This is a genomic window from Leisingera daeponensis DSM 23529, assembly GCF_000473145.1.
Classification (GTDB): Bacteria; Pseudomonadota; Alphaproteobacteria; order Rhodobacterales; family Rhodobacteraceae; genus Leisingera; species Leisingera daeponensis.
In genome coordinates, this window is record NZ_KI421500.1 from 2,566,006 (window position 1) to 2,592,230 (window position 26,225).

The window sequence follows — 26,225 nt, forward strand, 5'->3', positions numbered from 1 at the left end:
TCCACCAATACTTCTTGCGCCCCTGCGCCTATCCCCCGGCGCCGGAGCTCAGGCCACCATCGCCTCTGCTTTCTTCAGGTCAACCGAAACCAGCTGGCTGACGCCTTTTTCCTGCATCGTGACGCCGAAAAGCCGGTCCATCCGCGCCATCGTCACCGCGTGGTGGGTGATGATCAAAAAGCGGGTGTCAGTCTGGCGGCACATCTCGTCCAGCAGGTCGCAGAAACGGGTGACGTTGGCGTCGTCCAGCGGCGCGTCGACCTCGTCTAGCACACAGATCGGCGCCGGGTTCGACAGGAACACCGCAAAGATCAGCGCCATCGCGGTCAGCGTCTGCTCGCCGCCCGACAGCAGCGACAGGGTCGACAGCTTCTTGCCCGGCGGCTGGCACATGATCTCAAGCCCCGCATCGAGCGGGTCGTCGCTTTCGACCATCACCAGATTGGCCTCGCCGCCGCCGAACAAATGGGTGAACAGCATGGCAAAGCTGCTGTTCACCTGCTCAAACGCGGTCAGCAGCCGCTCGCGGCCCTCACGGTTCAAACTGGCAATGCCGTCGCGCAGGGTCTTGACCGCGCCTTCCAGGTCCAGTTTCTCGGCAACCAGCGTGTCGTGCTCGTTCTGCACGCCGCGGGCGTCTTCCTCGGCGCGCAGGTTCACCGCGCCCAGAGCGTCGCGCTGGCGCTTGTAGCGGTCGACATCGGCCTCCAAGCCTTCCGAAGGCGGCATTTCGTCCGGCGACACGCCCAGCTTCTCCAGCAGGGCCTGCGGGGTGATCTGCTGGGCCTCGATGATGCGGCCCGCGGCCTGGGTCACCGCATCCTTGGCCGCATCGCTGCGCGCCTCGGAGCGCGCCCGCGCCTCGCGCGCCTCAGACGCCAGCCGCTCGCATTCGCGCTCCTTTTGAACCGCTTCGCGCAGCTCGGCCTCGGCGGAGATCAGCGCCTCGGTAGCGGCAGACTTGCGCGCCTCGGCACCGGAAATCGCCTCGTTCAGCTCTTCCCGCTTTTCAGCAATCTCCGCCGGGACCGCGTTGGCCTCCTCCAGTTCCTCCTGCGAGGCTTCGCGGCGCTCCGCCAGCTCCTCGATCCGCTGTTTGGCGCTGTTCAGCCGGTGGCGCCAGCCCGACAGCTCCTTGGTCACCTCCTGCGCGCGCTTGGTGCGGGCCTCTCCCTCGCGGCGCAGCTCGTCATGGCTGGAACGGTGGGTCAGCATGGTGATCCGCGCGGCCTCAACCGACTGCTTGATCTCCTCAACAGCCGCGCGCGCCTGATCCAGATCGCCAAGCTCGCCCAGCGCCTTTTCCGCCTCTTTCAGCTGCAGGCCGGCATTCAGCGCATCTTCCTCGTGGCGGGAAACCGCAATGCCCAGGGTTTCCAGCTTGCCCTCGGCCAGGTTGCGGTCCGCCTCCGCCCGGCTCAGCGCGCGGGCCGAATCCGCCACCCGCTGATCCGCCAGCCGCCGCGCCTGGCGGGCGTTCTGGTCGGCCAGCGTCACCTCTTCCAGCTTGCGCAGCAGCATTTCATGCGCGCCGCGGGCGCCCTCGGCCTTGGCGCTGACACGCTCCATGTCCTGCTTCAGCGCTTCAAGCTTGTTCAGCTGCTCCAGGCGCAGCGCAGCGGCGCTCGGCGCATCTTCGGCCCAGGCGCGGTAGCCGTCCCAGCGCCACAGGTCGCCCTCAACCGTCACCAGCCGCTGCCCCGGCTTCAGCTGCGCCTGCAGCCCAGCGGCGGCATCGCCATCCACCAGCCCGATCTGCGCCACCCGGCGCGACAGCGCCTCCGGCCCGGAGACAAACAGCGACAGCGGCTGCACGCCCTCCGGAAGCTCTGCATCGTGGTCATAGCCCGGCAGGGAGACCCAGCCTGTCGGCCCGTCCGCTTCCGCCAGCGGCGCCCTCAGGTCATCGGCCAGAGCCGCCCCCAGCGCCTTTTCGTACCCCGGCGCCACAGTCAGCTCGTCCAGGATCTGGCCGCCCTCGGCCGTGTCGCGCTCCACCAGCTTGGCCAGCGCGGTCACCTCGGCACGCAACGCCCCCAGCTCGCCTTCGGCTTCCGAGCGCTGCGAGCGCGCCTCCGCCTCAAGGCTCTGGGTCTCCGTCCGCAGCTCGTCCGCCGCCGCCAGCGCCTCTTCCGCCGCTTCAGAGGCCTCGCGGGCCTCCTCCTCGGCCGCCGTGGCGGCCTCGAATTTCTCTGCAGCGAGACCCAGCGCCTGCCGCGCCTCGCTCTGCGCCGCACGGGCCTTTTCCGCCTCGCCATCCGAGCGGCCAAGCGCCCGCTGGCAGTCCTCGACCGCACGGCGTGCCGACTGGTGGCGGGCCGCCAGACGCGCGACATCCTCGGTCACCTGCGCCAGATGGTCCTCGCGCGCCTGCAGGATCGACCCTGCATCGCGGGCCAGCTCCGCCGCCTCGGCCAGCCGGCCGTCGTGGCCCTCGCCGGCCTTGGACAGCTCGCGCTGCTCCCATTCCAGCCGCTCGATGGTTTGACCCGCGTCATTGTTCAGCCCGGACTCGCGCTCGATGTCATTGCCCAGCTGGATAATCCGGCTGCTGAGCCGCTCGATAGCCTGGCGCGCCTGCGCTTCCTGATCACTCAGCGAGTCCCGCTGCACCACAAGCCGCTGCAGGACAGCGGCGGCAATGGCCTCTTCCTCGCGCAAAGGGGGCAGTTTTTCCTCAAACGTACCGCGCTGCGCCGCTGCCGCGCGCACCAGCGCCTCGGCCTTCGACGCCTGCTCGACCCGCGCCCGCAATTCATCCTCGGAAGCCAGCCGCGCCTCATCCGCCTCGCGCCAGCGGCGGTAGAGCAGCATGCCTTCGGACAGCCGCAGCTTTTCGCCGATCTCGCGGTAGCGCTGCGCCTGCCGTGCCTGTTTGGCCAGCTGCGCCAGCTGCCCTGCCAGCTGCTCGATCACGTCATCGACGCGCAGCAGGTTGCCCTCGGTGTTCTTGAGCTTCAGCTCCGCCTCATGGCGGCGCTGGTAGAGGCCGGAGATCCCCGCCGCCTCCTCAAGGATGCGCCGCCGCGCCTTGGGCTTGGCATTGATCAGCTCGGCAATCTGCCCCTGCCGGACCAGCGCCGGCGAATGCGCCCCGGTGGAAGCATCGGCAAACAGCATCTGCACATCGCGCGCCCGCACGTCCTTGCCGTTGGATTTATAGGCGCTGCCCACATCACGGGTGATCCGCCGCACGATCTCCAGAATATCGCTGTCATTGAAACCGGAGGGCGCCAGCCGTTCCGAGTTGTCGATCTGCAGGCTCACCTCAGCAAAGTTGCGCGCAGGCCGCGACGTGGTGCCGGCAAAGATCACGTCCTCCATGCCGCCGCCGCGCATTGCCTTGGCACGGGTCTCGCCCATTACCCAGCGCAAAGCTTCGAGAAGATTGGATTTGCCGCAACCGTTTGGACCCACAACCCCTGTCAGCCCATCGGCAATGACCAGTTCGGTAGGATCAACAAAGCTTTTGAAGCCGTTCAGCCTGAGCTTGGAAAACCGCAAAGCTGCCCCTTCGTGATTCCGTATGGAGAAAGTTCAGCGGGTCTTATCGCGTGTGTCAACGCTCCGCACCCCCAAATCGGGGCAGGATTGCTTCAATCCACACCATATCTTGTGGATAACCTGCTTGTTCCGGCAGGGTTTCGCCAAGCCGGGGCAGTTTGGCCGTCAGGCGGACCGCAACAGCCGCCCCAGCCGGGCGATACCCTCCTGGATGGCCGCATGGTTGGAGTTGGAAAAGCTCAGCCGGATCGTGTTCTGACCGCTCCCGTCGGCAAAAAACGCCTGCCCGGGGACAAAGGCCACCTTCTCCGTCTCCAGCGACCGGGCCAGCAGCTGCGCGCCGTCCCTGCCCTCCGGCAGGGTCACCCAGATGAACATCCCGCCCTCCGGCCGGGTCCATGCCACGCCTTCCGGCATGTGCTCCGCCATGGCCGCCAGCATCACGTCGCGGCGGCGCTGATAGACCGCACGCAATTGGCGGGTGTGCTCATCGAAACAGGCCTCCGCCACGCCATACACTGCCATCTGGTTGATCGACGAGGTGTGCAGATCAGCGGCCTGTTTCAGCAGCACCATCTGCGAGATCACCGGCTTGGCCGCCACCGCCCAGCCGATCCGCAGCCCGGGCGCCAGCGTCTTGCTGAAGGTGCCGCAGTAGACCGTCCGGCAATCCTCGATCGAGCCCTTTTGCTCCAGTTCAAGCGCGAGAACCGGCGGCACCGGCTCGCCGTCATAGCGCAGCGACTGATAAGCGGCGTCTTCAATGATGGCACAGTCCAGCGTATCCGCCAGTTCCAAGAGCCGCAGCCGCCCGGCCCGGTCCAGCGTCTCCCCGGTCGGATTGGCGAAATCCGGCGAGAGATAGGCGAATTTCACCGCACTTCCCGCCTCCTCCGCGCCCTCGGCATAGCTCTCCGCCGTGCGGTTGCCGGTCAGCGACAGCCGGTCATACCGAGGCTCGTAGGCGTTGAAGGCCGCGAGCGCCCCCAAGTACGTCGGCCAGCCTACCAGCGCGGTGTCGCCCGGCGACAGGAACAGCTTGCCCAGGTAATCCAGCGCCTGCTGGGAGCCGGAGGTGATCAGCACGTTGGCGGCCTCGCAGACAATCCCGATCTTCGCCATCTCCGCCACGATCCACTGGCGCAGCGGCAGATAGCCCTCGCTCACAGAATACTGCAGCGCCTGCGCCTGCCGGTCCGGCGCCAGCGCAGCCTGGAAGGCCTCGGCGAATTCATCTGCCGGGAACAGCGCCGGATCCGGGATGCCGCCGGCAAAGGAGATGATGTCCGGCTGGTCCAGCAGCTTCAGAAGCTCGCGGATTTCCGACGCCTTCATCCGCGCATTGCGGGTGGCAAAGATCTGGTTCAGCTGCATGCCTCTCTCCTCGCGCATGATCTAGTCCCACGGTAGGAGCGCGCCAAACAAAGTCAACGTTCCTGACCTACTGTTACAGCCATCGTGATCCCAGCCCGCCCTTGCAGCCGCCGCCCGCACGTGGTCATATAAATTGACCAATCCGCCAGAGCGACCAGATGCCGTTCCAGAAAGTCCAGCCCGAAAAACTCTCCGCCTCCGTCGTCAAGCAGATCGAGCAGCTGATCCTGCGCGGTATCCTGTCTCCGGGCGAGCGCCTGCCTGCCGAACGCGAACTGGCAGAGCGGCTCGGCGTCTCCCGCCCTTCCTTGCGCGATGCCATTGGCGAGATGCAGGCGCGCGGCTTGCTGGCGTCCAAGGCCGGCTCCGGCGTTTTTGTGGCGGATGTTCTCGGCTCCGCCTTCTCGCCAGCCCTGATCCAGCTCTTCGCCACCCATGACGAGGCGGTGTTCGACTACCTCTCCTTCCGCCGCGACATGGAAGGGCTGGCCGCCGAACGCGCTGCCCGGTTCGGGTCGGACTATGATCTGCAGGTGATCCAGGCGATCTTTGACAAGATGGAAGCGGCCGGCAATCCCGCCGTGTCCGAGGAAGCCGCCCAGCTCGACGCCCAGTTCCATTCCGCCATCATGGACGCCAGCCACAACGTGATCATGCTGCATATGATGCGGTCTATGTTCGATCTGCTGCGCGAAGGGGTCTTCTACAACCGCCGCATCATGTTCCAGCAGCACACCACCTATGAGGCGCTGCTGGAGCAGCACCGCGCCATCAATGCCGCCCTGCAAGCCCGCGACCCGCAGGCTGCGCGCACAGCGGTCGAGGCGCACTTGGATTATGTGAAACAGGCCCTCACCGACCACCAGCGGGCTGAGCGCAATGCCGAGGTGGCAAAGCAGCGGCTGGAGCATGAGACGGGGAAGGGGTGAAGCACAGGCCAACGGCCAAAATGCGGGATTTTGCTGCCGTTCGCTGCAGGCGCAGCCCAGAGAGGCTTGCGAACCGCAGCTAAGCGCAGAAGCGGCCTGTGAAAACTCGCCAAGGCAGATCAGGCCAGAGCCAGGCCAAAAATTGCAACTCCGCAGCGAACCTATCGCACCTTAGCCGTTCGATAGGGCAAGATGACAATGCTGATTTGCAGATTTCGGCAAACGGGAGAGCAGCAATTGGCTTTCATGAGATTTCAGCGCGAGGCGCGCTGCCGGGCCATAGCCTTCGAAATTCCCGAAAAACTCTAGAACTTCATCCCTCGTTTCAGCATCAAAGGACCCTAGAGTTTCCGCTCCCGGATGATAGCTTTCAGTCTCGAGCCCGTTGCCGCAGAGAATTTCATGCTCATCAAACAACAAGTGCACATAGGTCACCAGCTGGCCATCTGCCCGCACTCGGATTGTTGTGCCGTTCACAAGATGCTTTGCTTTGACCAGCACTTCGGGCTGTCCGAACAGCAGCTCTGCCTGTTCAGAAGAAATCAGCACCCGGTGGTTTTGCGAAACGGCGATACGGCCATGATCGCCAAGCGCCTGTGCATCAAAGACCACCGGTGCATTGCGCCCCGTTGCCCGCCGGGTGCTGTACCCGATCCAGCGCAGCGTCTGCAGGCCATGATCCCGGGTCATGACCTCGGCTCCCACTTTCAGGTCTTCGACCGCGACGGAACCGGTCCCTGTATCTATCTGTGTGCCGGCCACGAAACACGGCGGAGCACCTGCAACGGTTTTGACCGTTACCGATCCGACGTCACTGTGCCCTTGGTCATCGGCAACCGTGTAGGAAAACGTGTTGGTTTCAGACACAGCACTGTCGTTGGCGATCGAGAGCGTGCCGTCTGGGTTCAGGGTCACGACTTCACCGCTGCTCAGCGTTACGGACCCGCCGGGTGAAACAGCCTGGCCAGCAATATGGGTGATCGTCAGGCTGCCGCCGCCGCTGTGAAGGTCATTGTCCAGAACGTTCAGGACCTCGGAGCCATCGCCCGAAATTTGAAAGACATCATCGTTTGCAACCAGATCCGGCTCAAACGGACCCGTCATCGTGTCGATGTCCGAATTCCAGACCAGATCCCCGAGCAAACCGCCATCCGGTAGGCCCGAGAAGTCGAGGATCATGGTTGTGTAGAGATCGCCGACAGCCTCGCTTCCGGACAAATTCACAATTCCGGTATAGGTCGCCGTGATGGTTCCGGTCAGGTCTTCGTATTCGGGCGCAACCTTGAACGGAAAGCCGTTCTTGGAGGTCGGCGTGGACCCCCCGAGCGGATCATCGTCCATGGCAAAGGTCGTATCAAATACCGAACTGGCCGGAGCGAGGTCGATCTGAAGCGAGGTCAGCAGTTTCGTCGTGGACAGTTCGTGCCAGCTGTAGCCGAAGAACATATCGATGTTTTCGCCTACCGCCCCGCCATTGGTGTAGGGATCCAAGGCCTGCCAGGTCAGAGTTTCCGTTGTGCCATCGGCGTAGGTTGCCGTGATACGGGCGCCGTCCAGATCCACCCCGCGAGAGGATGTGTCCGCTCGAACGGTATAGGCACTTTCATGCGGGTCTTCATCAAGCCGGACAATATCAACCGTAGGCATGACCTTAGCGTCTTTCGAATGGATGCGGCCGAACCAGGTTAGGTTGCCATGCCGGCAGCATTTGGCGGACTTGAAAATACATCAGGGTGCTATGAACTTGCAGTGTGGGATCACGGTGGCACAAACACAGCAGAATTGGGGCATGAATTGCGGATTGAGATCTGCCAATGGATCCAAATCATCTACTTAAGCCGAATAAACGAATGCAGTTCAGGTATTTCCTGAAGCCGCCACACGTCCGCTATGCTTGAAAACTGTCCGGTGCGGATGCAGCGACAGGCCAGCCGCGCAATGACCGCCAAGGGCTCAAAAGCTTCCCTTCCCGAAACGAAAAAACCCGGCCACTCGGACCGGGTTCTTTGATTTCAGTGGTGTCGCCAGACCTTAGTGCAGCTTGGCGTCCACATCCGCGATGGCGGCGTCGATCAGCTTATTGGCCTCGGCGGCGGTCATCTGCTTGGAGATCACCTCATCCGCTGCAGCAACAGCAATCGAGATCGCCTGGTCGCGCACTTCCCTCACAGCCGAGGCTTCCGCCGAAGCGATCTGCTCCTGGGCGGCCGCCAGGCGGCGGGCGATGGAGGTTTCCAGATCCGCCTTGGCAACTTCCGCTGCACGGGCAGCTTCATCACGGGCGGCAGCAACGATCTGATCGGCCTGGGCCTGAACTTCCTGCTGCTTGCGCTCATAAGACGCCAGGATGGTCTGGGCCTCTTCACGCAGCGCGCGGGCTTCGTCCAGTTCCTTCTGGATGGCCTCGGCACGGTTGTCCAGCTGGTTGCCCAGCAGGCCCGGCACCTTGGCCAGCAGCAGGATGCCGACGAACAGAAGGAATGCCAGCAGAACAACGAAATCGGTGTTGCCCAGAGACAGGAACGGGCCTTCTGCCGCCAGCGCTGGTCCGGCCGCGCCAAAGGTCAGGGCAAGAGCGAGAATATTGCGCATGTCCTTATCCCTTCGTCCGCTGTGCAACTGCCGAAGCAATTGCGTCTTTGTCTGCCGATCCGCCCAGCGCGGTCACCAGCGCCTCTGCGGTCTCGGTGGCAACAGCCTTGACGCTTTCCAGCGCCCCGGCCTTGATTTCGGCGATCGCCTTTTCGGACTCGGCGGCCTTGGCAGAAATCTGTTCGTCTGCTTTGGCGATGGCCTCGTCCAGCCCGGCCTGGATTTCTGCGCGGGTCTCAGCGGCGATGCGCTGAGCTTCAGCGCGGGCATCCGCCAGAGCTTTGTTGTATGCGTTTTCGGCCTCGACAGCCTTGGCTTTCAGGTCTTCAGCCGCGGCGAGGTCGTTGGTGATGGTCCCCTGACGCTCGGCCAGCACCGCAGCGATGCGGGGCAGCGCGACGCGCGACAGAATGAGGTAGATCACGACCAGGGCGACCACGAGCCAGAAGATCTGGTTCCCGAAGGTCGAGAAGTCCAGCTGAGGCATGCCCGGAGCAGACCCGTGCGCTGCGTCAGCGGCGCCGTGTGCTGCGTCTTGCGTATTTGATGCCATGTCGTCCTCCTTGGGAACTTGCCGTTACACCGGGCAGTGCAGGTTTAAAGCCGCACTGCCCGGCCGTAAGGAAAAAGGTTCCTAAGGTCTTAGACGGCGAACATCAGCAGCAGAGCGACCAGGAACGAGAAGATGCCCAGTGCTTCTGCAAACGCGATGCCGATGAACAGGGTTGCGGTCTGGCCGGCAGCTGCCGACGGGTTACGCAGAGCGCCTGCCAGGAAGTTGCCAGCCACGTGGCCCACACCGATTGCGGCTGCGCCGGAACCGATTGCTGCCAGGCCTGCGCCGACGAACTGACCGAGTTGTGCGATATCGCCTTCCATGATTTCTCTCCTTACGATGGAATGTGGTGATTTCTAGGGTGGGCAGGCCCGGTCAGGGCGCACCCGTTTAGCTTTCAGATCCTGGCCTTAGTGGCTCGGGTGCAGTGCGTCCTTCAGGTACACGCAGGTCAGGATGGTGAACACGTAGGCCTGGATGAAGGCCACCAGAACTTCGAGAGCGTAAACTGCAGTGATCGCGAAGATCGGCAGGAAGCTGAACAGGCCCAGGGCGCCAGCGAAACCTGCGAACACTTTCAGAACCGCGTGGCCAGCCATCACGTTACCGGCAAGACGGATGGAGTGGCTGACGGGGCGCACGAAGTAGGAAATCAGTTCGATGATGGCCAGGATCGGACGGAGCGCCAGCGGCGCGCTCGACACCCAGAACAGGCCCAGGAAACCGGCGCCGTTCTTGACGAAGCCGACGATGGTCACGGTGAAGAACACCAGCGCCGCGAGGATTGCAGTAACTGCGATGTGCGACGTGGTGGTGAAGGACATCGGGATCAGGCCCAGGAAGTTGGCCATCACGATGAACATGAACAGGGTCATGATGTAGGGGAAGAACTTGACGCCGTCCTTGCCGGCCACGTCTTCGACCATCTTGTAGATGAAGCCATAGGCCAGTTCCGCCACCGACTGGGTGCGGCCAGGCACGATGGCGCGGCGCGAGGAGCCCAGCACCAGCAGCGCGAACACGGCAGCAACCGCCAGGCCCATCCACAGGGTCACGTTGGTCGGGGTGTACCAGGAGACGTGGTCACCGCCAAACAGCGGCTTCACGATGAACTGGTCCATCGGGTGGATCGCCAGCTTTGATTCCGCCGGAGCGAAAATCAGGCCCGACACTACGACCAGTGCCAGAACTGCGAAAAAGAAAATTTTGCCCATCGGTCCGCTTCTCCTGTCGCCGGCAGCCGATCCCGTCGGATCAGTCCCGGTCTTGCGCATTTTTTTCGGCCTCATCGGCCAGTTTCTTGTCCTGGATCTCCTGCGCGCTGCGAAGCATCGTCTTCACCCCGGCCGCAAGCCCCAGCAATACAAACAGCACCATGAAGATCGGGAGCGTGCCAAACAGCAGGTCGAGCCCGTATCCGATGCCAAAGCCGATCGCGAGACCGGCCACCAATTCGATCACCATCCGCCAGGCCATGTTGGCCATCGAATAATGCTCATCCGCGCGCGGCTTGGGCTCTTGGGCCTTACGCGCCGCCGCCAGCTTCTCCTCCAGCTGCGCCATGCGCTGCTTTTGGTCGTCGTCGGTCACGGGCGCCATCCTCACGCGAAGTTCTGTGAAGGGTGCTAAGGCCAAGGAGCTAAGGAGTCAATTACAAGGATTGAAGATTCAGATTTACGTCAAGCCATTGAAAAGTAATGGACAAAACTGAAACATCACAAGCCGCGCCGCCTTGCCGCAGCACGCGTTAGCGCCAAACCGCCCCGGATTCCATATTCAACCGAAAGGTTGATTTTAGCGGACAGGCCGCCGCGGCATCCGCAAACGCACGATCCGCCCGTCAATCAGCAGCAGCCCCATCAGGATCGCCGCCATGCCCCACAGGTGCGCGGCCAGCAGCTGCTCCTTCAGGACAAAGGTGCCCAGGAACAGGGCCGAGACCGGCGCGATCAGCGTCGGCAGGGTGATGTTGGTCGGCCCCACCTTGGGCAGCACCCAGTAAAAGGCGATGAAGGCCGCCGAGGTCAGCACAAAGCCGATCACCAGCAAGGACGCCCAGGTCTCCATCCGCGTGACGTGCGGCAGGCCTTCGCTCCAGATGGCCAGCGGCGCAATCGCGGCGGTGGCGCCGGTCAGCGCAATCGCCACCAGGACCACCGGCTCCATATCCCTGAAGCTGCGCGCGATGTTTACGGAGAAGGCATAGCACAGGGGCGCGCACAACGTTATCAGCACCGCCCAGGCCTCCGACGATTGGCCGCCCTGCAACAGCGGCAGCGACAGCAGCACAATGCCCAGGAAGCCGCACAGCACTCCCAGCGACTTCAGCACCGTCGCCCGCTCGCCGCCGGGCCAGAAATGCGAGACGGCAACCGCCATCGCCGGGGTGGTGGCGTTGACGATCCCGGCCACGCCGCTGGCGATGTGCTGCTGGCCCAGCGCATAAAAGGCGAAGGGGCCGGCATAGCTGAGCACGCCAAAGCCGAACAGCCCCAGCCAGCGCCCCGGCGCTGCGGGAACAGGCTTGCGCGCTGCCAGCACATAGATCCAGCAGCCCAGCGCGCCGAAGCCCACCCGCCCCATCGAGACTGACAGCGGTCCCAGCTCGCGCAGCAGAATGGCGTTGAACATGAACGACATGCCCCAGCCGATGCCGAGGATGAAAATCACCAGCCAGTACTTCAATGCCATGCCATCAATCCCCGCGCGCCTGAAAGGCGCTACCATGACGGCTCAGGACCGATTGTCAAATCCCCGGGCTGTGGATAGGAGTGAAGGCATGAGTGATCCCCTCGACAGTGTCTTTGCAGCCTTGGCCGACCCGACCCGCCGGGCGATCCTTACCATGCTGCTGGAGGACGACATGGCCGTCACCGATGTGGCGGACCCCTTCGAGATGTCGCTGGCAGCAATTTCCAAGCACCTGACGATCCTGACCCGCGCGGGCCTGATTGCGCAGGAAAAGCGCGGCCGGGTCAAATGGTGCAAGCTGCAGCCCGACGCCATGCGCGCGGCGTCGGTCTGGATGCAGGGCTTTGGCCAGTTCGAGCCGGTGAACCTGGATGCATTCGAGCGTTTCCTCGAAGCCGAATTCAACGCCGGGAACACCCGGACCGAGGGCTAGCGCACGACAAAGACCGAGGCTTTGGAATGGCGCACCAGGTACCCCGCGTGGGAGGCCGTGATGTAATCCAAAAGCCGCGGCGCATGGCTGCCCGCGATCACCAGATCGGCACCGGTTTCCCTCACCGTGCGGGCCAGGATGCTATCCACCTCTGCCGCGACGTCGTTTGAGTGGACCGTGATGCCCTCCACTTTGACCCCGCCGGTTTTGCAGGCAATCCTGTCCTCGATTTTCCGGGCCAGCGAAGTCATGACTTCCTCTGCCGCGGCATCGTTGAAGGTCTCTCCCGTGGCGCCCCCGGACACGTTGACCAGCGTCATGCGCGCGCCTTCGATCCGGGCCATCTCCATCGCCACGTCCAGCGCCTTTGACACCGGGTCGGGCAGGCGCAGGTCCACCGGGACCAGGATGTGCTTGAACATGTCACGCTCCTCGTTACCTGAGCGCGTTTCCTGCCTCTGCCATGGTAGCCGGGACAGCTGCGCACGCCTTGACCTCCATCAAGCGGCGCCAGCCGGAACCGCAGCAGTCACGCGGGCTGCTGCTCCCGCGCGCCCTCCAGCAGCATCACCAGCGCCACCACCGACATCGCCACCCCGATCAGCACCATGCCTGGCGGCGCGCCCCGGCCCAGTGCGATCTCCCAGAGGATCACCCAGCTGGGGGTGAGGTAGGTATAGGCCATCACCTTGGCCGAAGGCAGCCGCAGGGTTGCGTATTGCAGCAGCACAAAAGTGGCAGAGCTGGCGCAGACCGCCAGATAGAATAGGCCGATCCACACGATGCCGGGCAGCTGCATCCAGTCAGTCGCCAGAATGTCCCGCCAGCCGAAGGCGGTCAGCAGCGCGCCGCCCGCCAGCAGCATCCCGAAGGTGAACACCACGGCCGGCTCGCCCCGGTTCAGCTTGCGCACCATCGGCGTATAGATGGCATGCAGCACGCAGCCCCAGAAATAGATGATCTCGCCCTGGCCTATCTCAAACGCCGCCAGTGCGCCCAAGTCGCCGCGCACAATCACCCAGACCGCCCCGGCCGCGCCCAGCGCCAGTGCCAGCGCCATCCAGGGGGTGGTGATCTGGCGCAGCAGCAGCCAGCCGAACAGCGCGCTCATCACCGGCACCAGCGTGAACACCGCCGCGGCGCTGACCGGCGCCGCGGTCTGCAGTCCATAGAACATCAGCACGAAATAACCGCCGAACAGCCCGCCCAGCACAGCAAACCGCCACGGCGCGCGGAAGTGGGCGCGCCGCAGCCCGGTGGTCGCCAGCGCCGCCGCGCCGATCACAACCGCGGCAATGCCGAAACGTGCCGCATTCAGCGCCGCGGGCGCGATCTCATTCGCCACCATAACGCCCAGCGAAAACGACCCTGCCACCAGCGCCGAGAACATCAGCATCGCAAGATGCCCGCGCAGCGCCTCGCTCACAGCTGCCAGTCCTTCACCTGCTCCTTCAGGAACTTCAGGAACGCCTGCACCTTGGTGGTCCGGTGCAGATCGACATGGGTGACCAGCCACAGGGCGCCCTCCCAGTCTTCCTGCGGCGCCATCATCTCCACCAGATCAGGCTCTTGGCGCGCCTCCCAGGCCGCCATGAACCCGATCCCCGCGCCGCTGCGCACCGCCGCTTTCAGGGTCGCTCCGTCGGTACAGCGGAAGGCAATCGCCTCCGCCGGGGCATTGGCCCGCAGCCAGCGCGCAAACGGCGCCCGGCTGCCCTCGTCGTCCTGGCCGACGAAACGGTGATTGGGGATATCTTCCACCCCCTTCAGCAGCCCATATTTGTCGGCATAGGTCTTGGCGGCATAAAGGCCGACCTGCTGCTTCATGAAGGGCTGCACCACGTTGTCCGGCTGATCCGGCGCATTGCCCGCGCGGACCGCCACATGCGCCTCACCGTATTCCAGCCGGAACAGCCGCTCGCCGGTCAGGTAGCGAATGATCAGCCCGGGGTGCATGTCCTGAAACTGCTTCAGCGCCGGTACCATCATCGGCGCAAGTGACGCCAGCGAGGTGACCACCAGCTCGCCCGACACATCGTCGCCCTGCCCCTTCAGCCGCCCGACCAGCTGGCTGAACTGATCGTCCGTCGCCTGCGCCACCCGCAACAGGTCCTGCCCGGCCTCCGTTGGCGTATAGCCGCGGGCATGGCGCTGGAACAGCTTCACCCCCAGCCGCGCCTCAATCGCGTCGATGTGGCGGATTACGGTGGCGTGATGCACCCCCAGCACGTCCGCCGCGCCGCTGACAGTGCCCATGCGGGCCACCTGATAGGCGGTACGGACTTCATCCCAGTTTTCCATGCCAGTCTCCCTGCCAGCAGAACTGCGCGCCAGCGCACAAATGTTGTTATTTGATCGCCGTTGCGTTCAAATTTGCAATACCTCAAATTCCTGTCAGCAACAAGCATAGGACCAGGAAAATGACCCGCACCGTTCTCCACATCGACTCCTCCGCCCGCATCGAGGGCTCCGTCACCCGCGACCTCTCGGCCCGGATCGTAAGGCGCCTCGGCGCTGACCAAGTGATCCGCCGCGATCTGGCCGCGCCGCTGCCGCTGCTGGACGGCGCCTGGGTGGGCGCCAACTTCACCCCGGCGGATCAGCGCAGCGACGAGCAGAAACAGCTGCTCGCCCTCTCCGACTCGCTGGTGGAGGAGCTGAAACAGGCGGACACCATCGTGATCGGCGCGCCGGTCTACAACTTCTCGGTGCCTTCCACGCTCAAGGCTTGGATCGACCTGGTGGCCCGCGCCGGCCTCACCTTCCAGTACCATGAAACCAGACCCGTTGGCCTGCTGGAAGGCAAGCGCGCCATCATCGCCATGGCCTCCGGCGGCACCCGGGCCGGCTCCGACATCGACTTTGCAACCACCTACCTGCGCCACGTGCTGGGCTTCATCGGCATCACCGATGTCGAGATCGTGGCCGCCGACGCCATGTCCATCGACGCCGGCAGCGCCCTGGCCAAGGCGGAAAGCCAGATCGAAGCCCTGGCCGCCTGATCCCCGGCCCCCAGGCGGCGCCGCCAGCCCTCCCCGCGGAGCGCTGGCGGTTTTTTACGTTTGGCAGCCCTCCGCTGCCGTGCCAGTCTGCCCGCATCATCATTTCAAGGGCGGGCAATTTGATGAAGAAGATCGGCATTCTCGGCGGCGTCGGCTGGGCCTCGACCATCGACTATTACCGCGCCATCTGCGAAGGTGCCGGGCGGTACTTTGCGGACCACGGCGCAGGCTCGCCGCTGCCGGTGCCGCCCATCACCATCGAATCCGTTGTGCAGGCGCAAACCCGCGCGCTGCGCGGCCGCCCTGGGGATGAGGCCAGCTGGGCCGCATTCGACGCCGTCTTCCGCGAGGCCATGCTGAGGCTTGAACGCGCGGGCTGCGACTTCGCTCTGATCGCCTCCAATACCCCGCACGCCCGGCTGCACGCTATCCGTGAGGGTGTGATGATGCCGGTCCTCAGCATCTTCGACGCCACCGCCAGGGCCACCGCCGCAACCGGCACCACGCAGGCACTGGTGCTGGGCACGGCGGTCACGATGCAGGCCCGCAACTACGCGAATGTGCTGGCTGAACACGGTGTCAGCGCAAATGATACCTTGCCGGAGGCGGAGATCGCCGAAATGCAGGCGATGATTGACGAGGATTTCTACGGCGGCGCGGCCTGTGGCGCGCAGGATCGATTGCTGCGCTTCTGTGGCAAACACGCCCGGCCCGGCACCGCCATCCTGCTGGCCTGCACCGAACTGCCGCTGGCCTTCCCCGATCATATCGACGACGTCAGCTTCGAGGCCGGCGGCTTCCTGTTCGTGAACCCCTCCGCCGCCCATGTCGCCGCGGCGCTGGATCTGGCGCTGGAGGTGGAAAAGTCCGGTTAGACCCAGTTCACCGCGACGCCGGTCTTTTCAAAGAACGCCATCACATCGTCACGCGTCATCGCCACGGTGCGGTCATTGACCAGCGGATGCATGTAAATCACATCCGCCTCCCTCGCGGCGGCATCCATATAGAAGGCGACGCCTTTCTGCGCGCCGGTGGTCATCGCCAGCGGGCTGACCGCACCGGGCCGGATGCCCAGGTTCTCCAGCAGCCGGTCCGCCGAGCCGAAAGACAGGTTGCCCGCACCGATCCGCGCACCGAGGCCTTTCAGGTCGATTTCCCGGTCCTGCTGCAGCGTCACCAGATAGTTCCGCTTCTTCTTGTCCCGCAGATACAGGTTCTTCAGCCGCAGCGCATTTTCGCCCGGCACCATGAACTGATCTTCGACCGCCTTGGCGTCCTCCACCGTCCGCAGCGGCACATGGGTGTGCAGCCGGTAGGCGATGCCCCAATCGTCCAGTTGCTTCAGCAGCGCGTCCGAGGAGACGGGCAAGCTGTCCTGATAGGCCGATGACGCATCCATGATCTTACTCCGCAAGCCAGTATCGAATTGCTGCGCAGATCACAGACAATAGCTGCGGGGCGCAAGAGCTGTTCCGCCCCCTGCGCCCCGTTTTGCGCCATCGCACTGGAGGGCGGGCGAGACCGCTCGCCGCCCGGCCGGATCACGCCTCGGCGAAATCCGCCCGCCGCGCCTCTTCGTAGTGGTCGAAATCAGTGCTGAACCAGCCGGTGCCGCGGGTGGCGCTTGCCAGCGTGTTGCACAAGTCGTCCTGCGCCGACATCGGCAAGAGCGTTTCGAACACGTCCCAACCGGCAACGCCATCTTCGGCCTCAAAGCCCAGGATCTGGCCCTTCATCCCGCTCACCACCGGCACCAGCCCGCCGGTGAAAACCGACGGCACATGGATCTGCACCCGCATGATCGGCTGCAGCAGCACCGCGCCAGCCTCCGCCAGCGCTTCCCTCACCGCGTTCTTGCCCGCGGTGCGGAAGGCATAGTCAGAACTGTCCACCGAGTGATGCTTGCCGTCCTTCAGCGTCACACAGACATCCACCACCGGGTGTCCATTGAGGCCCTGCGCCAGCGCCTCGCGCGCGCCGGCCTCGACCGAGGGGATGTAGTTCTTGGGCACCGCACCGCCCTTCACGGTTTCCTCGAACACGAACCCGCTGCCGCGCGGCAAAGGCTTCATCTCGATCACCACATCAGCAAACTGGCCGGCGCCGCCGGACTGCTTGCGGTGGCGGTAATGCACCTGCACGGGTTTTTTGATGGTCTCGCGCAGCGCCGGCGGCACCGGCCCTTCCTCCACCTCGACGCCGAACTCGTCCTTCAAGGCCTGCTTGATCCGGCGCATGTGCAGCGGCCCCTGCAGACTCAGCAGCACATGGCCGCTGGCCTCATCCTGGCCCACCACCAGCGCCGGGTCGATCTCCGCCAGCCGCTCCAGCGCGCCCGACAGCCGCGCGTCGTCACGATCATGCACCGGGGTGATCACCCGCCGGAAGGTCGAGGGCCGCGGCTGCGCCCAGTCCGGCAGCGGCGCAGCGCCGTCCGGGCCATAGGCAAAGCCCAGGTTCAAATGGTCCGACTTCACCGCCTGCCCCATATCCCCGGGTGTCAGGCGGGTGATGGCCGCCGAGCCGACACCGGTCAGCGACCCGAGCGTTGCGCCGCCAACCGGCACCCCGTTGCCGACATTGCCATCAAGCGCCCGCACCAGCACCGTCTTGCCAAGATGCTTGACCAGATCGGCCATGCAGCCGACCGCCACCACCTTGCCGCCCTGCGACAGCCGCTCCAGCGCGGCACCGACATCGGGGGCCTCGTGGCGCAGCGACTTCATCAGCCGCCGGATCCCGTTCCGGTGCTCCGCCGATCCCATCAGAGCCGGGATCAGATCATTGTGCTGCAGCACCTTGGTGGCCACCTCATAGGCCTCATCCGCCATCACTTTCTGATCTTCGATCAATTCCTCCAGCAGCGTGTCATCGAAATCCGCCAGCGCCTCCAGCAGTTCGGTACGCGCCTCCTGCTCGCGGGCATACATCGCCACCGGCAGCTCAATCAGCGCCGACGGCTTGCCCTCCTGATACTGCCAAGCGCGCTCCGAGATCAGATCCACAGCACCCACAACCTGCCCGTCCTCGCGGATCGGTACTTGCCGCAGGATGATGTTGTGGCTGCAATAGGCCTGAAGCGCAGCAACGATCTCCGCCACCCGGTCCGTTGCCTGGTCCATCCGGTTGATAAAAATAAAGGCGGGGATCCCCGCCTCCTCCAGCTTGCGCAAATAGGGCGCGCTGAGGACCGCAGCGCCGGCGTCAGCCGGGACGCAAAGGACAGCAGCGTCGCTGGCGGCCAGCGCCGGGCCCGCCTGCGCCAGATTGTCGGCCCCGCCCGCGATGTCGATCGCGGCCCAGTCCTCCCCCATAAATGAAAAAGGCTGCAAAGCGGCGACGCCTGCAACCTCCTGCCGTTTGCCCGCGGCGCTGCCCAGATTGGCCAGCGCCGTGGCCAGCGTTGATTTGCCGGACTGCGACGGTCCCAGAATAGTGAAAACGCGCATGTTCTCAGATCCTCCCATGGCTGATGCTGCTGCCCGTAAAGGGCCGCGGACGCTGAGGTTCGCGTGAACTGCCTGTGCTGAAGATCTGCCTCGCGGCTCATTCGAGCCAGCCCGTCCAGTGAGTGACCGGCGTTGGGCCACCGTGTGATGTTGGCCAGCCACCCGCCTCCGAGTCAAGCGCGCAGAGGGCGTAGCGGCGGCGCCCCGCGCACGGTTTCGACGTATGTGACGCCGATTTCCCCTCCCGGCCGACTCTCCCTAGGCTACGCTAACAACATGAAAATCACCCGCAACACGCCCGAGCAGCTGATTCTGGCCGATACCCCCTGGTTCATCGGCATCGCCCTTATCCTGTTTATCCTCGCCTTTGTTGGCGCAGGCTTGGGTGCCGCCAGCACCGGCGGCGAAAATCTCTGGTTCGGGCTGGGGTTTGCCGCTTTGGGCGGCGGCATGGGCTTTGCCGCCTTCTGCCTCTTCGTCCGCCGGGTGCAGGTGATCCTCGACCGGCCCGGCGGCAGCATCGTGATCCGGCGCCAGTCGGTGTTCGGCTACAGCAAAGTGGAGCACCGCTTCGCCGACCTCTCCCGCGCCGAGGTGGAAAGCACCACCAGCCGCAGCGAGGGCCGCACCCGCACGCTCTACCGCGCGGTGTTGGTGCTGGACAGCGGCATGAGCGCCGGCCGCCACCCGGTGGTCGAGGCCTACACCAATGGCAGCGGCCCGCAGCGGCTGGCTGATGTAGTCAATGCGTGGCTGCCTGCTGCCGGGCCCGAAAAGGTTGACTCCGCACCCCATTCCGCGTAACGCCTGCTCAAACATCCGGGAGATCTCATGTCTTCCGGTCCCTGCCCGTGCCAGGGATCGCCCCCCACCAGCGTGTTACGCCCGTGGGGGCAAACTCGTTTGGTTTGCCCCCACGACTGACACCAGCACCGTGGGGGCATTTGCGCATGGACCGCATGTCCCCTACATACGGGGGCGCCACACTTTGAAACCGGCATCAGGAGGCCGCAGGCATGTTTGAAAATCTATCCGAACGCCTTTCCGGCGTCTTCGACCGGCTGACCAAGCAGGGCGCCCTCAACGAAGAGGACGTGAAATCCGCTCTGCGCGAGGTGCGTGTTGCCCTGCTAGAGGCCGACGTCTCGCTGCCGGTTGCCCGCGATTTCGTCAAGAAGGTGCAGGAGCAGGCGACCGGCCAGGCGGTTACCAAATCGGTGACCCCGGGCCAACAGGTCGTGAAGATCGTGCATGACGCGCTGGTCGATGTGCTGCGCGGCGACGAGGACCCCGGCAAGCTCAAGGTCGACAACCCGCCTGCCCCCGTGCTGATGGTCGGCCTCCAAGGCTCCGGCAAGACCACCACCACCGGCAAGCTCGCCAAGCGGCTGAAGGAGAAAGAGGGCAAGAAGGTCCTGATGGCCTCGCTCGACGTCTACCGCCCGGCGGCGATGGACCAGCTGGCGGTGCTGGGCATGCAGATCGGCGTTGACACCCTGCCGATCGTGCCCGGCCAGAAACCCGTCGATATCGCCAAGCGCGCCAAGCAGCAGGCAACCTTGGGCGGCTATGACGTCTACATGCTGGACACCGCCGGCCGCCTGCACATCGACGAGACCCTGATGCAGGAGGTCGAGGACGTCCGCAACGTGGTCTCCCCCCGCGAGACCCTCTTGGTGGTCGATGGCCTGACCGGCCAGGTCGCCGTTGAGGTGGCCGAGGAATTCGACGCCAAGATCGGCATCTCCGGCGTGGTGCTGACCCGGATGGACGGCGACGGCCGCGGCGGCGCCGCGCTGTCCATGCGCGCCGTCACCGGCAAGCCGATCCGCTTTGTCGGCCTGGGCGAGAAGATGGACGCGCTGGAGACCTTCGAGGCCGACCGGATCGCTGGCCGCATCCTCGGCATGGGCGACATCGTGGCGCTGGTCGAGAAGGCCCAGGAAACCATCGAGGCCGAACAGGCCGAGAAGATGATGAAGCGCATGATGAAGGGTCAGTTCAACATGAACGACCTGAAGATGCAGCTTGAACAGATGCTTCAGATGGGCGGGATGCAGGGCATGATGCAGATGATGCCCGGCATGGCCAAGATGGCCAAACAGGTCGAGGATGCCGGCATGGACGACAAGGTGCTGAAGCGCCAGATCGCCATGATACAGTCTATGACCAAGAAAGAACGCGCCAACCCCGCCCTGCTGCAAGCGAGCCGCAAGAAACGCATCGCGGCCGGCTCCGGCATGGAGGTCTCCGACCTCAACAAGCTTCTGAAGATGCACCGGCAGATGGCCGATGTGATGAAGAAGATGGGCAAGATGGGCAAAGGCAAGATGCTGAAACAGGCCATGAAGGGCATGTTCGGCAAGGGCGGCATGCCCGATATGGCCGGCATGGACCCCAGCCAGATGGACCCCAAGGCGCTGGAAGCGGCGGCCAAGGCGATGGGCGGCGGCAAGGGCCTGCCCGGCGGCCTCCCCGGCCTCGGCGGCATGGGCCTTCCCGCGGGCCTCAGCGGTTTCGGCAAGAAGAAATAAGCCATGCTTCTCCCCGCCATCCCTCAGCTTGAAACCGAACGCCTGGTCCTGCGCGGACCGGAGGCGGCGGATTTCGGGCCGGTGGCAGCGTTCTTCGCCGATGAAGCGCGCTCGTGGGGGTTTGGCGGGCCGCTGGATCGCAACGAGGCCTGGCGCTGGTTCACCATGTCGGTGGGCCACTGGGCGATGCGGGGCTTTGGCTTCTGGACCATCACTTGCAAGGACAGCGGCGCGGTGCTGGGGATCACCGGCATCTGGCAGCCCGAAGGCTGGCCGGAACCGGAACTGGGCTGGGTGGCCTTTCCGGCTGGTGAAGGCCGCGGCATCATGGCCGAAGCTGCCCGGGCCGCCCGCAACCATGCTTATGAAGTGATGGGCCTGCCGGCGCTCTGCTCCAACATCTTCCCGGGCAACACCCGCTCGGTGGCCCTGGCAGAGCGGCTCGGCGCGGTGTTCGAGAAAGACTTCGACAACCCCAAGCACGGGCGCGAACTGGTCTACCGCCACCCCGCGCCCGCCGCTCCCTGCGACGGCGGAATGGAGGCCTACGCATGAGCTTCCATCAAATCAGCTCCAGCCGGACCCGTCCGGGTGCTGCAGGGGCGGCCTGCTTAACTGAAAATTACGCAGTCTCCCCGATACTCCTTCACCGGATGGGTGAAATTCAGGCCGGGCGGTCCGCCGCCCGGGCGAAGGGGTATATGATGAATGACTCGCAAAAACGGTATCCGCGCCTCGTATCGAAACGTCTGATGCTGATTTCTCCGGCTGATCCGGAGTTTGACGCAAACGCTGCTTTCCTGGACCCGGGCGCATCGCGTTTCATCGACGCGGCGGAGGACCCGGATTCCCTGTGGTGGTCGATTGCCACCATCATCGGCCACTGGCACCTGCACGGTTACGGCCTGTTTGCCGTGGTCGAGCGCAGCACCGGCATGACGGTCGGCCTCGTCGGCCCCTGGTTCCCGAAAGGCTGGCCGGAGCCGGAACTGTCCTGGCACCTGATGGAGCCGGGCCGCGGCAAGGGCTATGCCAGCGAAGCCGCGCAGGCTGTGCTCGACTGGCTGTTTGCAGAGGCAGGCTGGGACACCATCGTCTCTTACGTGCCGGAGGAGAACGACGCCTCCATCGCGCTGGCCCGCCGTGTCGGCGCCCGCCCGGAAAAGCCGGTTTCCTTCCGTCTGCAGCCCGCGCCCAACATCCGCGCCTGGCGCCACATGCCGCCGGCCGGCGCGTCCGGCCCGCAGGATGCACGGGGGCTGCTGCACTGATGCGCCTCAGCGGGACCATATCCCGGCCCGGCCGCGCCCTTCCCGTGGAAGGAGCGCGCTGATGCCGTTTGACATCCCGGTGATCGAAACCCGCCGCCTGGTGCTGCGCGGTCCTGAACCGCAGGACTACCCGGACTTCAAGGCCACCTTCAGCTCCTACCGCTCCCGTTTCATGGGCGGGCCGCTGAACCCTTACGAGGCCTGGATGCTCTATGCCGCCGAGATCGGCCACTGGCAGGTGCGCGGCTTTGGCATGTGGATGATCCACGACAAGAACAGCGGCGAGACCTACGGCATGGCCGGCGGCTGGCAGCCCGCGGGCTGGCCCGAGCGTGAGATCGCCTGGATCATCTGGCCCGGTGCGGCCGGCAAGGGCTATGCGCTGGAGGCTTCGCACGCCGCACGTCGGCATTTTTATTCAAATCTGGGCTGGGAGACCGCGGTCAGCTATATCGACCCCAAGAATCTCGACTCGATCCGGCTCGCGGAACGGCTTGGCGCCAGGAAGGACCACGAGGCCGCCACCATCGACGGCAACGATGCGGTTTACCGCCACCCCGCCCCGGACGCCCTGAAGGACAGCCAGATTGCGCATGGGATCGACATGGAAATCGCCCATTATGCCGACCCGCTCTTCAAACCGGAGGGTTGGGCCATTGACTGAACAGCGTTTCGATACCATGTCGCTGCACTGCGGCGGTGCACAGATTGTGCACGCCCGCTGCACGCGCGGCACCCTCTTGATGCCCCCCCGGCCTGCTGCATTGCGGAGAAGCTGATGACAACAGATATCCAAGATCCCGTCGCCCGCGCAGCCCAGCTGCTGAAGGGCCACCGCGAGAGCATCGACCGCCTGGACGCGATCCTCGTCTACACTCTGGGCGAGCGCTTCAAGCACACCCAGGCGGTGGGCCGGCTCAAGGCCGAACACGACCTTCCCCCGTCCGATCCGACCCGCGAAGCGGCGCAGATCGCACGGCTCGAAGACCTGGCGCAACAGGCCGATCTGGACCCTGAATTCGCCAAGGCATTTTTGAACTTCATCATTGATGAGGTCATCCGCCACCACAAGAAACACCAAGAATAACAACGACAACAGGAACAACCGGGGCATACCCCGGACAACGCCATCAAAGGAGATGTACCCATGGCAATGAAAATCCGTCTGGCCCGCGGCGGCTCGAAAAAGCGTCCCTTCTACCGCATCGTGGCTGCTGACAGCCGCATGCCGCGCGACGGCCGCTTCATCGAGAAGCTGGGCACCTACAACCCGCTGCTGCCGAAAGACTCGGAAGACCGCGTGAAAATGGACCTGGAGCGCGTGCAGCACTGGCTGGACCAGGGCGCCCAGCCGACCGACCGTATCGCCCGCATGCTGGAAGCAGCAGGCGTCCGCGAGAAGGCCGAGCGCAGCAACCCGAAAAAAGGCACCCCGGGCAAGAAAGCCCAGGAGCGCGCAGAAGAGAAAGCTGCAAAGGCTGCTGAAGCCGCCGAAGCAGCTGCAGACGCGGAATAATTCCGTGGAGCTGCGGGGCGCTTTTCCCGAAGAGTTCCGCAGCCAGCTTGATCTGCTGATGCGGCTCCGGCGCGACGTGCGCCGGTTCCACAGCGATCCGGTGGAGGAGGCAGTGCTGCGGCGCTGCCTCTCTGCCATTCCGCTCGCCCCGTCGGTGGGGCTGAGCGAACCCTGGCGCATCCTGCGGGTGGAGAGCGACACCGCCCGCGCCGCTGCGCTGAAGAATTTCGAAAAAGCCAATGCCGAGGCGCTGTCGGGGTATTCCGGCGAGCGTGCCGAACGCTATGCCGGGCTCAAGCTGTCAGGCATGCGCGACGCCCCGGTGCAGCTGGCAGTCTACTGCGATGACGAAACCGCTCAGGGCCACGGCCTGGGGGCCGCCACGATGCCGGAGATGCGCCGCTATTCGGTGGTCACCGCCATCACCCTGTTCTGGCTTGCCTTGCGCGCCGAGGGGCTGGGCCTGGGCTGGGTTTCCGTCCTGGATCCGCAGCAGCTGAACCGCGACCTGAACGCGCCCCAAGGCTGGCAGCTGATCGGCTATTTCTGCATTGGCTACCCGGAGCGGCTTTCGGACACGCCGGAACTGGAAGAGACCGGCTGGGAAAGCCGGATGGCGGATCTGCTGCTTGAAACCCGCTGAGGCCGCCCATGGGACGGTTGATAAGGCTTGTGTTTTTTGTTGCAGTGGCCTTTACCGCGGGCATCTTCTTTGAACGCAACCACCAAGTGGAGCTCTGCGAACAATCCGGCGGCCAGTGGCTGCGCGCGGGGTTCTGTGCAAAGGACTGACACCATGAGCGATCTGATCTGCGTTGGCGCAATTGCCGGATCCTTCGGGGTGCGCGGCGAAGTGCGGCTCAAAAGCTTCTGTGCGGTCCCGGAAGAGATCGAGGACTACTCCCCGCTCAGCAATGAGGACGGGTCCAAGACCTATTCTCTGACTATCACCCGCCCGATCAAAAACGGCTTTGCCGCACTGCTGGAAGGCGTGGAAACCAAGGAGGACGCCGACGCCATCAAGGGCCTGCGCCTGTTTGCCCGCCGCGATCAGCTGCCGCAACTGCCGGATGACGAGTTCTACCACGCTGACCTGATCGGGCTGGAGGTTTATGACACCGGCGGCACCCTTCTGGGCACGGTGAAATCGGTGCAGAACCACGGCGCATCGGACCTGCTAGAGATCCACGGCCCCGGGCTGAAGGCCACGGTGCTGCTGCCCTTCACCCTGGAGGCGGTGCCGACCGTGGACTTGACACAGGGCCGCATCATTGCCGATCCGCCCGACGGGCTGTTCTGAGGCGGGTAATCACCCCGCTTCCTCTCCCAGCAGCGCCTCAAACACCTGGGCAAACCTGACCGCAATCTCTGCGCTTTTCAGATTCTGCTCCGGCGGCTTGCGGCACAATCCCACCCACCTTCTGAACAGGCGGTGGGCATAGAAGAAGCGGAAAACGGGATCATTCACCAGATCCGCGCCGTACCCATCCTGAAACGCCTCCCAATCGGCCTGCGCAACCAGCCCGAACCCGGGCGTCTGGCCGTCCGCGGCCAGGTGGTCCGGGCAGTTTGCCAGCCAGATATTGGCCAGATCACGCTGCGGGAAGATGCCGTCATGGTTTGAAAAGTCGATAAAGGAGACGGTTGTCTCCGACATGAGGATATTGCGCAGATGCAGGTCGCCATGTTCGACCGCGGCGCGAAAGGATTGCCCCCGCGCGCGCCGCCCTGCCCGGTGCAGATAGGCGCAAAGCCCCAGGAACCTGTTGGGTTTCGGTACCGGCAGCCGCCCGTCGCGCACCTCTTGAGCCTGGCTTGAAACCTGGGTCAGAAACGGCTTCGGCCAAAACTGCCTTTCCCCAGCACCGAAAACCTCATGCAATGCGGCCACCGCAGACCCAATCCGCCGCAAAACACTGCCCCGGTCTCCGAAGCCGTAATCCGCGACCGCCAATTCGCGGTGCGCCGTATCCCCCCGGACGAATTCCAGCAGGACAGCCGGACTCTGCGTGTCCCGCCACAGGAGCGCGGGTGCAGACACGCCCGGCACCGCCTTCAAACTGTCTGCAGCGGCCTGATGCCGGTCCAGAATCCTGGCCTGCCGAAGCGGATCGGACGCCTCAAAATCGGCACGCAAGACAAAGCTCCGGCCATCCGAGGTCCGCACCTCCAAGACACAGCGGCGATGCTCAACACCGCTGTTGACCTGCATCCTGCGGAACACGGCCCCATCTTCGGGCAGGCCGGCTTCAGCGGCCGCCCTGGGCCAAAGCGCCCGCGCACGGGCCTCTACCGCGTCCATCGCGGCAAACGGATCGTGCCGGGCTGCCGCAGGCGGCTGTTCTGAATTCATCGAAACACCAAAGCTTTTTAT

28 protein-coding genes are annotated in these 26,225 nt (G+C 64.5%); 13 read left to right on the forward strand and 15 right to left on the reverse strand.

Annotated elements, in window-relative coordinates:
• Window positions 1–48: 48 nt before the first annotated feature.
• Both DAEP_RS0113085 and DAEP_RS0113090 read right to left on the reverse strand, forming a co-directional pair.
• Window positions 49–3,504: a chromosome segregation SMC family protein gene (locus tag DAEP_RS0113085; RefSeq protein ID WP_027244944.1), complete on the reverse strand. Its 3,456-nt coding sequence runs from the start codon at window positions 3,502–3,504 to the stop codon at window positions 49–51.
• 165 nt (window positions 3,505–3,669) lie between these two features.
• Window positions 3,670–4,878: an aminotransferase-like domain-containing protein gene (locus DAEP_RS0113090; protein WP_027244945.1), complete on the reverse strand. Its 1,209-nt coding sequence runs from the start codon at window positions 4,876–4,878 to the stop codon at window positions 3,670–3,672.
• Window positions 4,879–5,036: 158 nt separating this feature from the next.
• On the opposite strand from DAEP_RS0113090, the gene DAEP_RS0113095 reads away from it, so the two are divergent.
• Entirely contained in the window at window positions 5,037–5,807 is a 771-nt protein-coding gene (locus DAEP_RS0113095; RefSeq protein WP_027244946.1) for a FadR/GntR family transcriptional regulator, read from the forward strand.
• A 171-nt stretch (window positions 5,808–5,978) separates the two neighbouring features.
• Here the strand turns inward: DAEP_RS0113095 and DAEP_RS0113100 are convergent, their stop codons facing one another.
• The 7 genes from DAEP_RS0113100 to DAEP_RS0113130 all read right to left on the reverse strand — a co-directional run bounded on the left by DAEP_RS0113100 (window position 5,979) and on the right by DAEP_RS0113130 (window position 11,646).
• Complete coding sequence (locus tag DAEP_RS0113100; protein ID WP_036760665.1) at window positions 5,979–7,454, reverse strand: Hint domain-containing protein; 1,476 nt, start codon at window positions 7,452–7,454, stop codon at window positions 5,979–5,981.
• 384 nt (window positions 7,455–7,838) lie between these two features.
• Complete coding sequence (locus DAEP_RS0113105) at window positions 7,839–8,399, reverse strand: F0F1 ATP synthase subunit B (RefSeq protein ID WP_008555214.1); 561 nt, start codon at window positions 8,397–8,399, stop codon at window positions 7,839–7,841.
• A gap of 4 nt (window positions 8,400–8,403) precedes the next feature.
• Window positions 8,404–8,952 carry a F0F1 ATP synthase subunit B' gene (locus tag DAEP_RS0113110; protein WP_008554473.1) on the reverse strand — a complete coding sequence of 183 codons (549 nt, stop codon included), beginning with the start codon at window positions 8,950–8,952 and terminating at the stop codon, window positions 8,404–8,406.
• 89 nt (window positions 8,953–9,041) lie between these two features.
• The gene (locus tag DAEP_RS0113115) at window positions 9,042–9,278 is read right to left on the reverse strand and encodes a F0F1 ATP synthase subunit C (protein ID WP_008553903.1); all 237 of its coding nucleotides are present in this window, start codon (window positions 9,276–9,278) and stop codon (window positions 9,042–9,044) included.
• A gap of 87 nt (window positions 9,279–9,365) precedes the next feature.
• Window positions 9,366–10,169 carry a F0F1 ATP synthase subunit A gene (locus DAEP_RS0113120; protein WP_008556981.1) on the reverse strand — a complete coding sequence of 268 codons (804 nt, stop codon included), beginning with the start codon at window positions 10,167–10,169 and terminating at the stop codon, window positions 9,366–9,368.
• 40 nt (window positions 10,170–10,209) lie between these two features.
• Window positions 10,210–10,545 carry an AtpZ/AtpI family protein gene (locus tag DAEP_RS0113125; RefSeq protein ID WP_027244948.1) on the reverse strand — a complete coding sequence of 112 codons (336 nt, stop codon included), beginning with the start codon at window positions 10,543–10,545 and terminating at the stop codon, window positions 10,210–10,212.
• A gap of 204 nt (window positions 10,546–10,749) precedes the next feature.
• Complete coding sequence (locus DAEP_RS0113130; RefSeq protein WP_027244949.1) at window positions 10,750–11,646, reverse strand: DMT family transporter; 897 nt, start codon at window positions 11,644–11,646, stop codon at window positions 10,750–10,752.
• Between the two features lie 88 nt (window positions 11,647–11,734).
• On the opposite strand from DAEP_RS0113130, the gene DAEP_RS0113135 reads away from it, so the two are divergent.
• Window positions 11,735–12,079 (forward strand): ArsR/SmtB family transcription factor, encoded by a 345-nt coding sequence (locus DAEP_RS0113135; protein ID WP_008554111.1) that lies wholly within the window; start codon window positions 11,735–11,737, stop codon window positions 12,077–12,079.
• Here the strand turns inward: DAEP_RS0113135 and DAEP_RS0113140 are convergent.
• The 3 genes from DAEP_RS0113140 to DAEP_RS0113150 all read right to left on the reverse strand — a co-directional run bounded on the left by DAEP_RS0113140 (window position 12,076) and on the right by DAEP_RS0113150 (window position 14,380).
• The gene (locus DAEP_RS0113140) at window positions 12,076–12,501 is read right to left on the reverse strand and encodes a universal stress protein (protein WP_027244950.1); all 426 of its coding nucleotides are present in this window, start codon (window positions 12,499–12,501) and stop codon (window positions 12,076–12,078) included. The two genes, DAEP_RS0113135 and DAEP_RS0113140, sit on opposite strands and share 4 nt — an antisense overlap.
• 107 nt (window positions 12,502–12,608) lie before the next feature.
• Window positions 12,609–13,505 carry a DMT family transporter gene (locus DAEP_RS0113145; RefSeq protein ID WP_027244951.1) on the reverse strand — a complete coding sequence of 299 codons (897 nt, stop codon included), beginning with the start codon at window positions 13,503–13,505 and terminating at the stop codon, window positions 12,609–12,611.
• A complete protein-coding gene (locus DAEP_RS0113150) occupies window positions 13,502–14,380 on the reverse strand; it encodes a LysR family transcriptional regulator (protein WP_008553992.1) in 879 nt (292 codons plus the stop codon). Before DAEP_RS0113150 ends, DAEP_RS0113145 begins: the two co-directional genes overlap by 4 nt.
• A gap of 119 nt (window positions 14,381–14,499) precedes the next feature.
• Here DAEP_RS0113150 and DAEP_RS0113155 point away from each other — a divergent pair, with 119 nt between their 5' ends.
• Complete coding sequence (locus DAEP_RS0113155; protein ID WP_027244952.1) at window positions 14,500–15,081, forward strand: FMN-dependent NADH-azoreductase; 582 nt, start codon at window positions 14,500–14,502, stop codon at window positions 15,079–15,081.
• Between the two features lie 122 nt (window positions 15,082–15,203).
• Complete coding sequence (locus DAEP_RS0113160; protein WP_027244953.1) at window positions 15,204–15,956, forward strand: aspartate/glutamate racemase family protein; 753 nt, start codon at window positions 15,204–15,206, stop codon at window positions 15,954–15,956.
• Here the strand turns inward: DAEP_RS0113160 and DAEP_RS0113165 are convergent.
• Both DAEP_RS0113165 and DAEP_RS0113170 read right to left on the reverse strand, forming a co-directional pair.
• Window positions 15,953–16,480 (reverse strand): prolyl-tRNA synthetase associated domain-containing protein, encoded by a 528-nt coding sequence (locus DAEP_RS0113165; RefSeq protein ID WP_027244954.1) that lies wholly within the window; start codon window positions 16,478–16,480, stop codon window positions 15,953–15,955. The genes DAEP_RS0113160 and DAEP_RS0113165 overlap by 4 nt on opposite strands.
• Window positions 16,481–16,622: 142 nt before the next feature.
• A complete protein-coding gene (locus DAEP_RS0113170; protein WP_027244955.1) occupies window positions 16,623–18,530 on the reverse strand; it encodes an elongation factor G in 1,908 nt (635 codons plus the stop codon).
• Window positions 18,531–18,806: 276 nt separating this feature from the next.
• Between DAEP_RS0113170 and DAEP_RS0113175 the strand changes: the two genes are divergently transcribed.
• The 9 genes from DAEP_RS0113175 (at window position 18,807) to rimM (ending at window position 25,151) form a co-directional block, all read left to right on the forward strand.
• Window positions 18,807–19,334 (forward strand): hypothetical protein, encoded by a 528-nt coding sequence (locus DAEP_RS0113175; protein ID WP_027244956.1) that lies wholly within the window; start codon window positions 18,807–18,809, stop codon window positions 19,332–19,334.
• 212 nt (window positions 19,335–19,546) lie between these two features.
• A complete protein-coding gene (gene ffh / locus DAEP_RS0113180; RefSeq protein ID WP_027244957.1) occupies window positions 19,547–21,064 on the forward strand; it encodes a signal recognition particle protein in 1,518 nt (505 codons plus the stop codon).
• Window positions 21,065–21,067: 3 nt separating this feature from the next.
• Complete coding sequence (locus DAEP_RS0113185; RefSeq protein WP_027244958.1) at window positions 21,068–21,619, forward strand: GNAT family N-acetyltransferase; 552 nt, start codon at window positions 21,068–21,070, stop codon at window positions 21,617–21,619.
• A gap of 149 nt (window positions 21,620–21,768) precedes the next feature.
• A complete protein-coding gene (locus DAEP_RS0113190) occupies window positions 21,769–22,335 on the forward strand; it encodes a GNAT family N-acetyltransferase (RefSeq protein WP_027244959.1) in 567 nt (188 codons plus the stop codon).
• 61 nt (window positions 22,336–22,396) lie between these two features.
• On the forward strand, window positions 22,397–22,999 hold the full coding sequence (locus DAEP_RS0113195; protein WP_027244960.1) for a GNAT family N-acetyltransferase: 603 nt from the start codon (window positions 22,397–22,399) through the stop codon (window positions 22,997–22,999).
• Window positions 23,000–23,113: 114 nt separating this feature from the next.
• Entirely contained in the window at window positions 23,114–23,422 is a 309-nt protein-coding gene (locus DAEP_RS0113200) for a chorismate mutase (protein WP_008555040.1), read from the forward strand.
• A 60-nt stretch (window positions 23,423–23,482) separates the two neighbouring features.
• Entirely contained in the window at window positions 23,483–23,851 is a 369-nt protein-coding gene (gene rpsP, locus DAEP_RS0113205; protein ID WP_027244961.1) for a 30S ribosomal protein S16, read from the forward strand.
• 4 nt (window positions 23,852–23,855) lie between these two features.
• The gene (gene bluB / locus DAEP_RS0113210) at window positions 23,856–24,494 is read left to right on the forward strand and encodes a 5,6-dimethylbenzimidazole synthase (RefSeq protein ID WP_027244962.1); all 639 of its coding nucleotides are present in this window, start codon (window positions 23,856–23,858) and stop codon (window positions 24,492–24,494) included.
• Between the two features lie 153 nt (window positions 24,495–24,647).
• Window positions 24,648–25,151 carry a ribosome maturation factor RimM gene (gene rimM / locus DAEP_RS0113220; protein WP_027244963.1) on the forward strand — a complete coding sequence of 168 codons (504 nt, stop codon included), beginning with the start codon at window positions 24,648–24,650 and terminating at the stop codon, window positions 25,149–25,151.
• A 9-nt stretch (window positions 25,152–25,160) separates the two neighbouring features.
• On the opposite strand, the gene DAEP_RS0113225 is transcribed toward rimM, so the two are convergent.
• Window positions 25,161–26,204 carry a phosphotransferase gene (locus DAEP_RS0113225; RefSeq protein WP_027244964.1) on the reverse strand — a complete coding sequence of 348 codons (1,044 nt, stop codon included), beginning with the start codon at window positions 26,202–26,204 and terminating at the stop codon, window positions 25,161–25,163.
• Window positions 26,205–26,225 lie beyond the last annotated feature (21 nt).

Coding starts and splice junctions, on each gene's coding strand:
- DAEP_RS0113090 (WP_027244945.1), bottom strand. CDS start 4,878: ATGCAGCTGAACCAGATCTTTGCCACCCGCAATGCGCGGATGAAGGCG.
- DAEP_RS0113095 (WP_027244946.1), top strand. CDS start 5,037: ATGCCGTTCCAGAAAGTCCAGCCCGAAAAACTCTCCGCCTCCGTCGTC.
- DAEP_RS0113100 (WP_036760665.1), bottom strand. CDS start 7,454: ATGCCTACGGTTGATATTGTCCGGCTTGATGAAGACCCGCATGAAAGT.
- DAEP_RS0113105 (WP_008555214.1), bottom strand. CDS start 8,399: ATGCGCAATATTCTCGCTCTTGCCCTGACCTTTGGCGCGGCCGGACCA.
- DAEP_RS0113110 (WP_008554473.1), bottom strand. CDS start 8,952: ATGGCATCAAATACGCAAGACGCAGCACACGGCGCCGCTGACGCAGCG.
- DAEP_RS0113115 (WP_008553903.1), bottom strand. CDS start 9,278: ATGGAAGGCGATATCGCACAACTCGGTCAGTTCGTCGGCGCAGGCCTG.
- DAEP_RS0113120 (WP_008556981.1), bottom strand. CDS start 10,169: ATGGGCAAAATTTTCTTTTTCGCAGTTCTGGCACTGGTCGTAGTGTCG.
- DAEP_RS0113130 (WP_027244949.1), bottom strand. CDS start 11,646: ATGGCATTGAAGTACTGGCTGGTGATTTTCATCCTCGGCATCGGCTGG.
- DAEP_RS0113135 (WP_008554111.1), top strand. CDS start 11,735: ATGAGTGATCCCCTCGACAGTGTCTTTGCAGCCTTGGCCGACCCGACC.
- DAEP_RS0113140 (WP_027244950.1), bottom strand. CDS start 12,501: ATGTTCAAGCACATCCTGGTCCCGGTGGACCTGCGCCTGCCCGACCCG.
- DAEP_RS0113150 (WP_008553992.1), bottom strand. CDS start 14,380: ATGGAAAACTGGGATGAAGTCCGTACCGCCTATCAGGTGGCCCGCATG.
- DAEP_RS0113155 (WP_027244952.1), top strand. CDS start 14,500: ATGACCCGCACCGTTCTCCACATCGACTCCTCCGCCCGCATCGAGGGC.
- DAEP_RS0113160 (WP_027244953.1), top strand. CDS start 15,204: ATGAAGAAGATCGGCATTCTCGGCGGCGTCGGCTGGGCCTCGACCATC.
- DAEP_RS0113165 (WP_027244954.1), bottom strand. CDS start 16,480: ATGGATGCGTCATCGGCCTATCAGGACAGCTTGCCCGTCTCCTCGGAC.
- DAEP_RS0113170 (WP_027244955.1), bottom strand. CDS start 18,530: ATGCGCGTTTTCACTATTCTGGGACCGTCGCAGTCCGGCAAATCAACG.
- DAEP_RS0113175 (WP_027244956.1), top strand. CDS start 18,807: ATGAAAATCACCCGCAACACGCCCGAGCAGCTGATTCTGGCCGATACC.
- ffh (WP_027244957.1), top strand. CDS start 19,547: ATGTTTGAAAATCTATCCGAACGCCTTTCCGGCGTCTTCGACCGGCTG.
- DAEP_RS0113185 (WP_027244958.1), top strand. CDS start 21,068: ATGCTTCTCCCCGCCATCCCTCAGCTTGAAACCGAACGCCTGGTCCTG.
- DAEP_RS0113190 (WP_027244959.1), top strand. CDS start 21,769: ATGAATGACTCGCAAAAACGGTATCCGCGCCTCGTATCGAAACGTCTG.
- DAEP_RS0113195 (WP_027244960.1), top strand. CDS start 22,397: ATGCCGTTTGACATCCCGGTGATCGAAACCCGCCGCCTGGTGCTGCGC.
- DAEP_RS0113200 (WP_008555040.1), top strand. CDS start 23,114: ATGACAACAGATATCCAAGATCCCGTCGCCCGCGCAGCCCAGCTGCTG.
- rpsP (WP_027244961.1), top strand. CDS start 23,483: ATGGCAATGAAAATCCGTCTGGCCCGCGGCGGCTCGAAAAAGCGTCCC.
- rimM (WP_027244963.1), top strand. CDS start 24,648: ATGAGCGATCTGATCTGCGTTGGCGCAATTGCCGGATCCTTCGGGGTG.
- DAEP_RS0113225 (WP_027244964.1), bottom strand. CDS start 26,204: ATGAATTCAGAACAGCCGCCTGCGGCAGCCCGGCACGATCCGTTTGCC.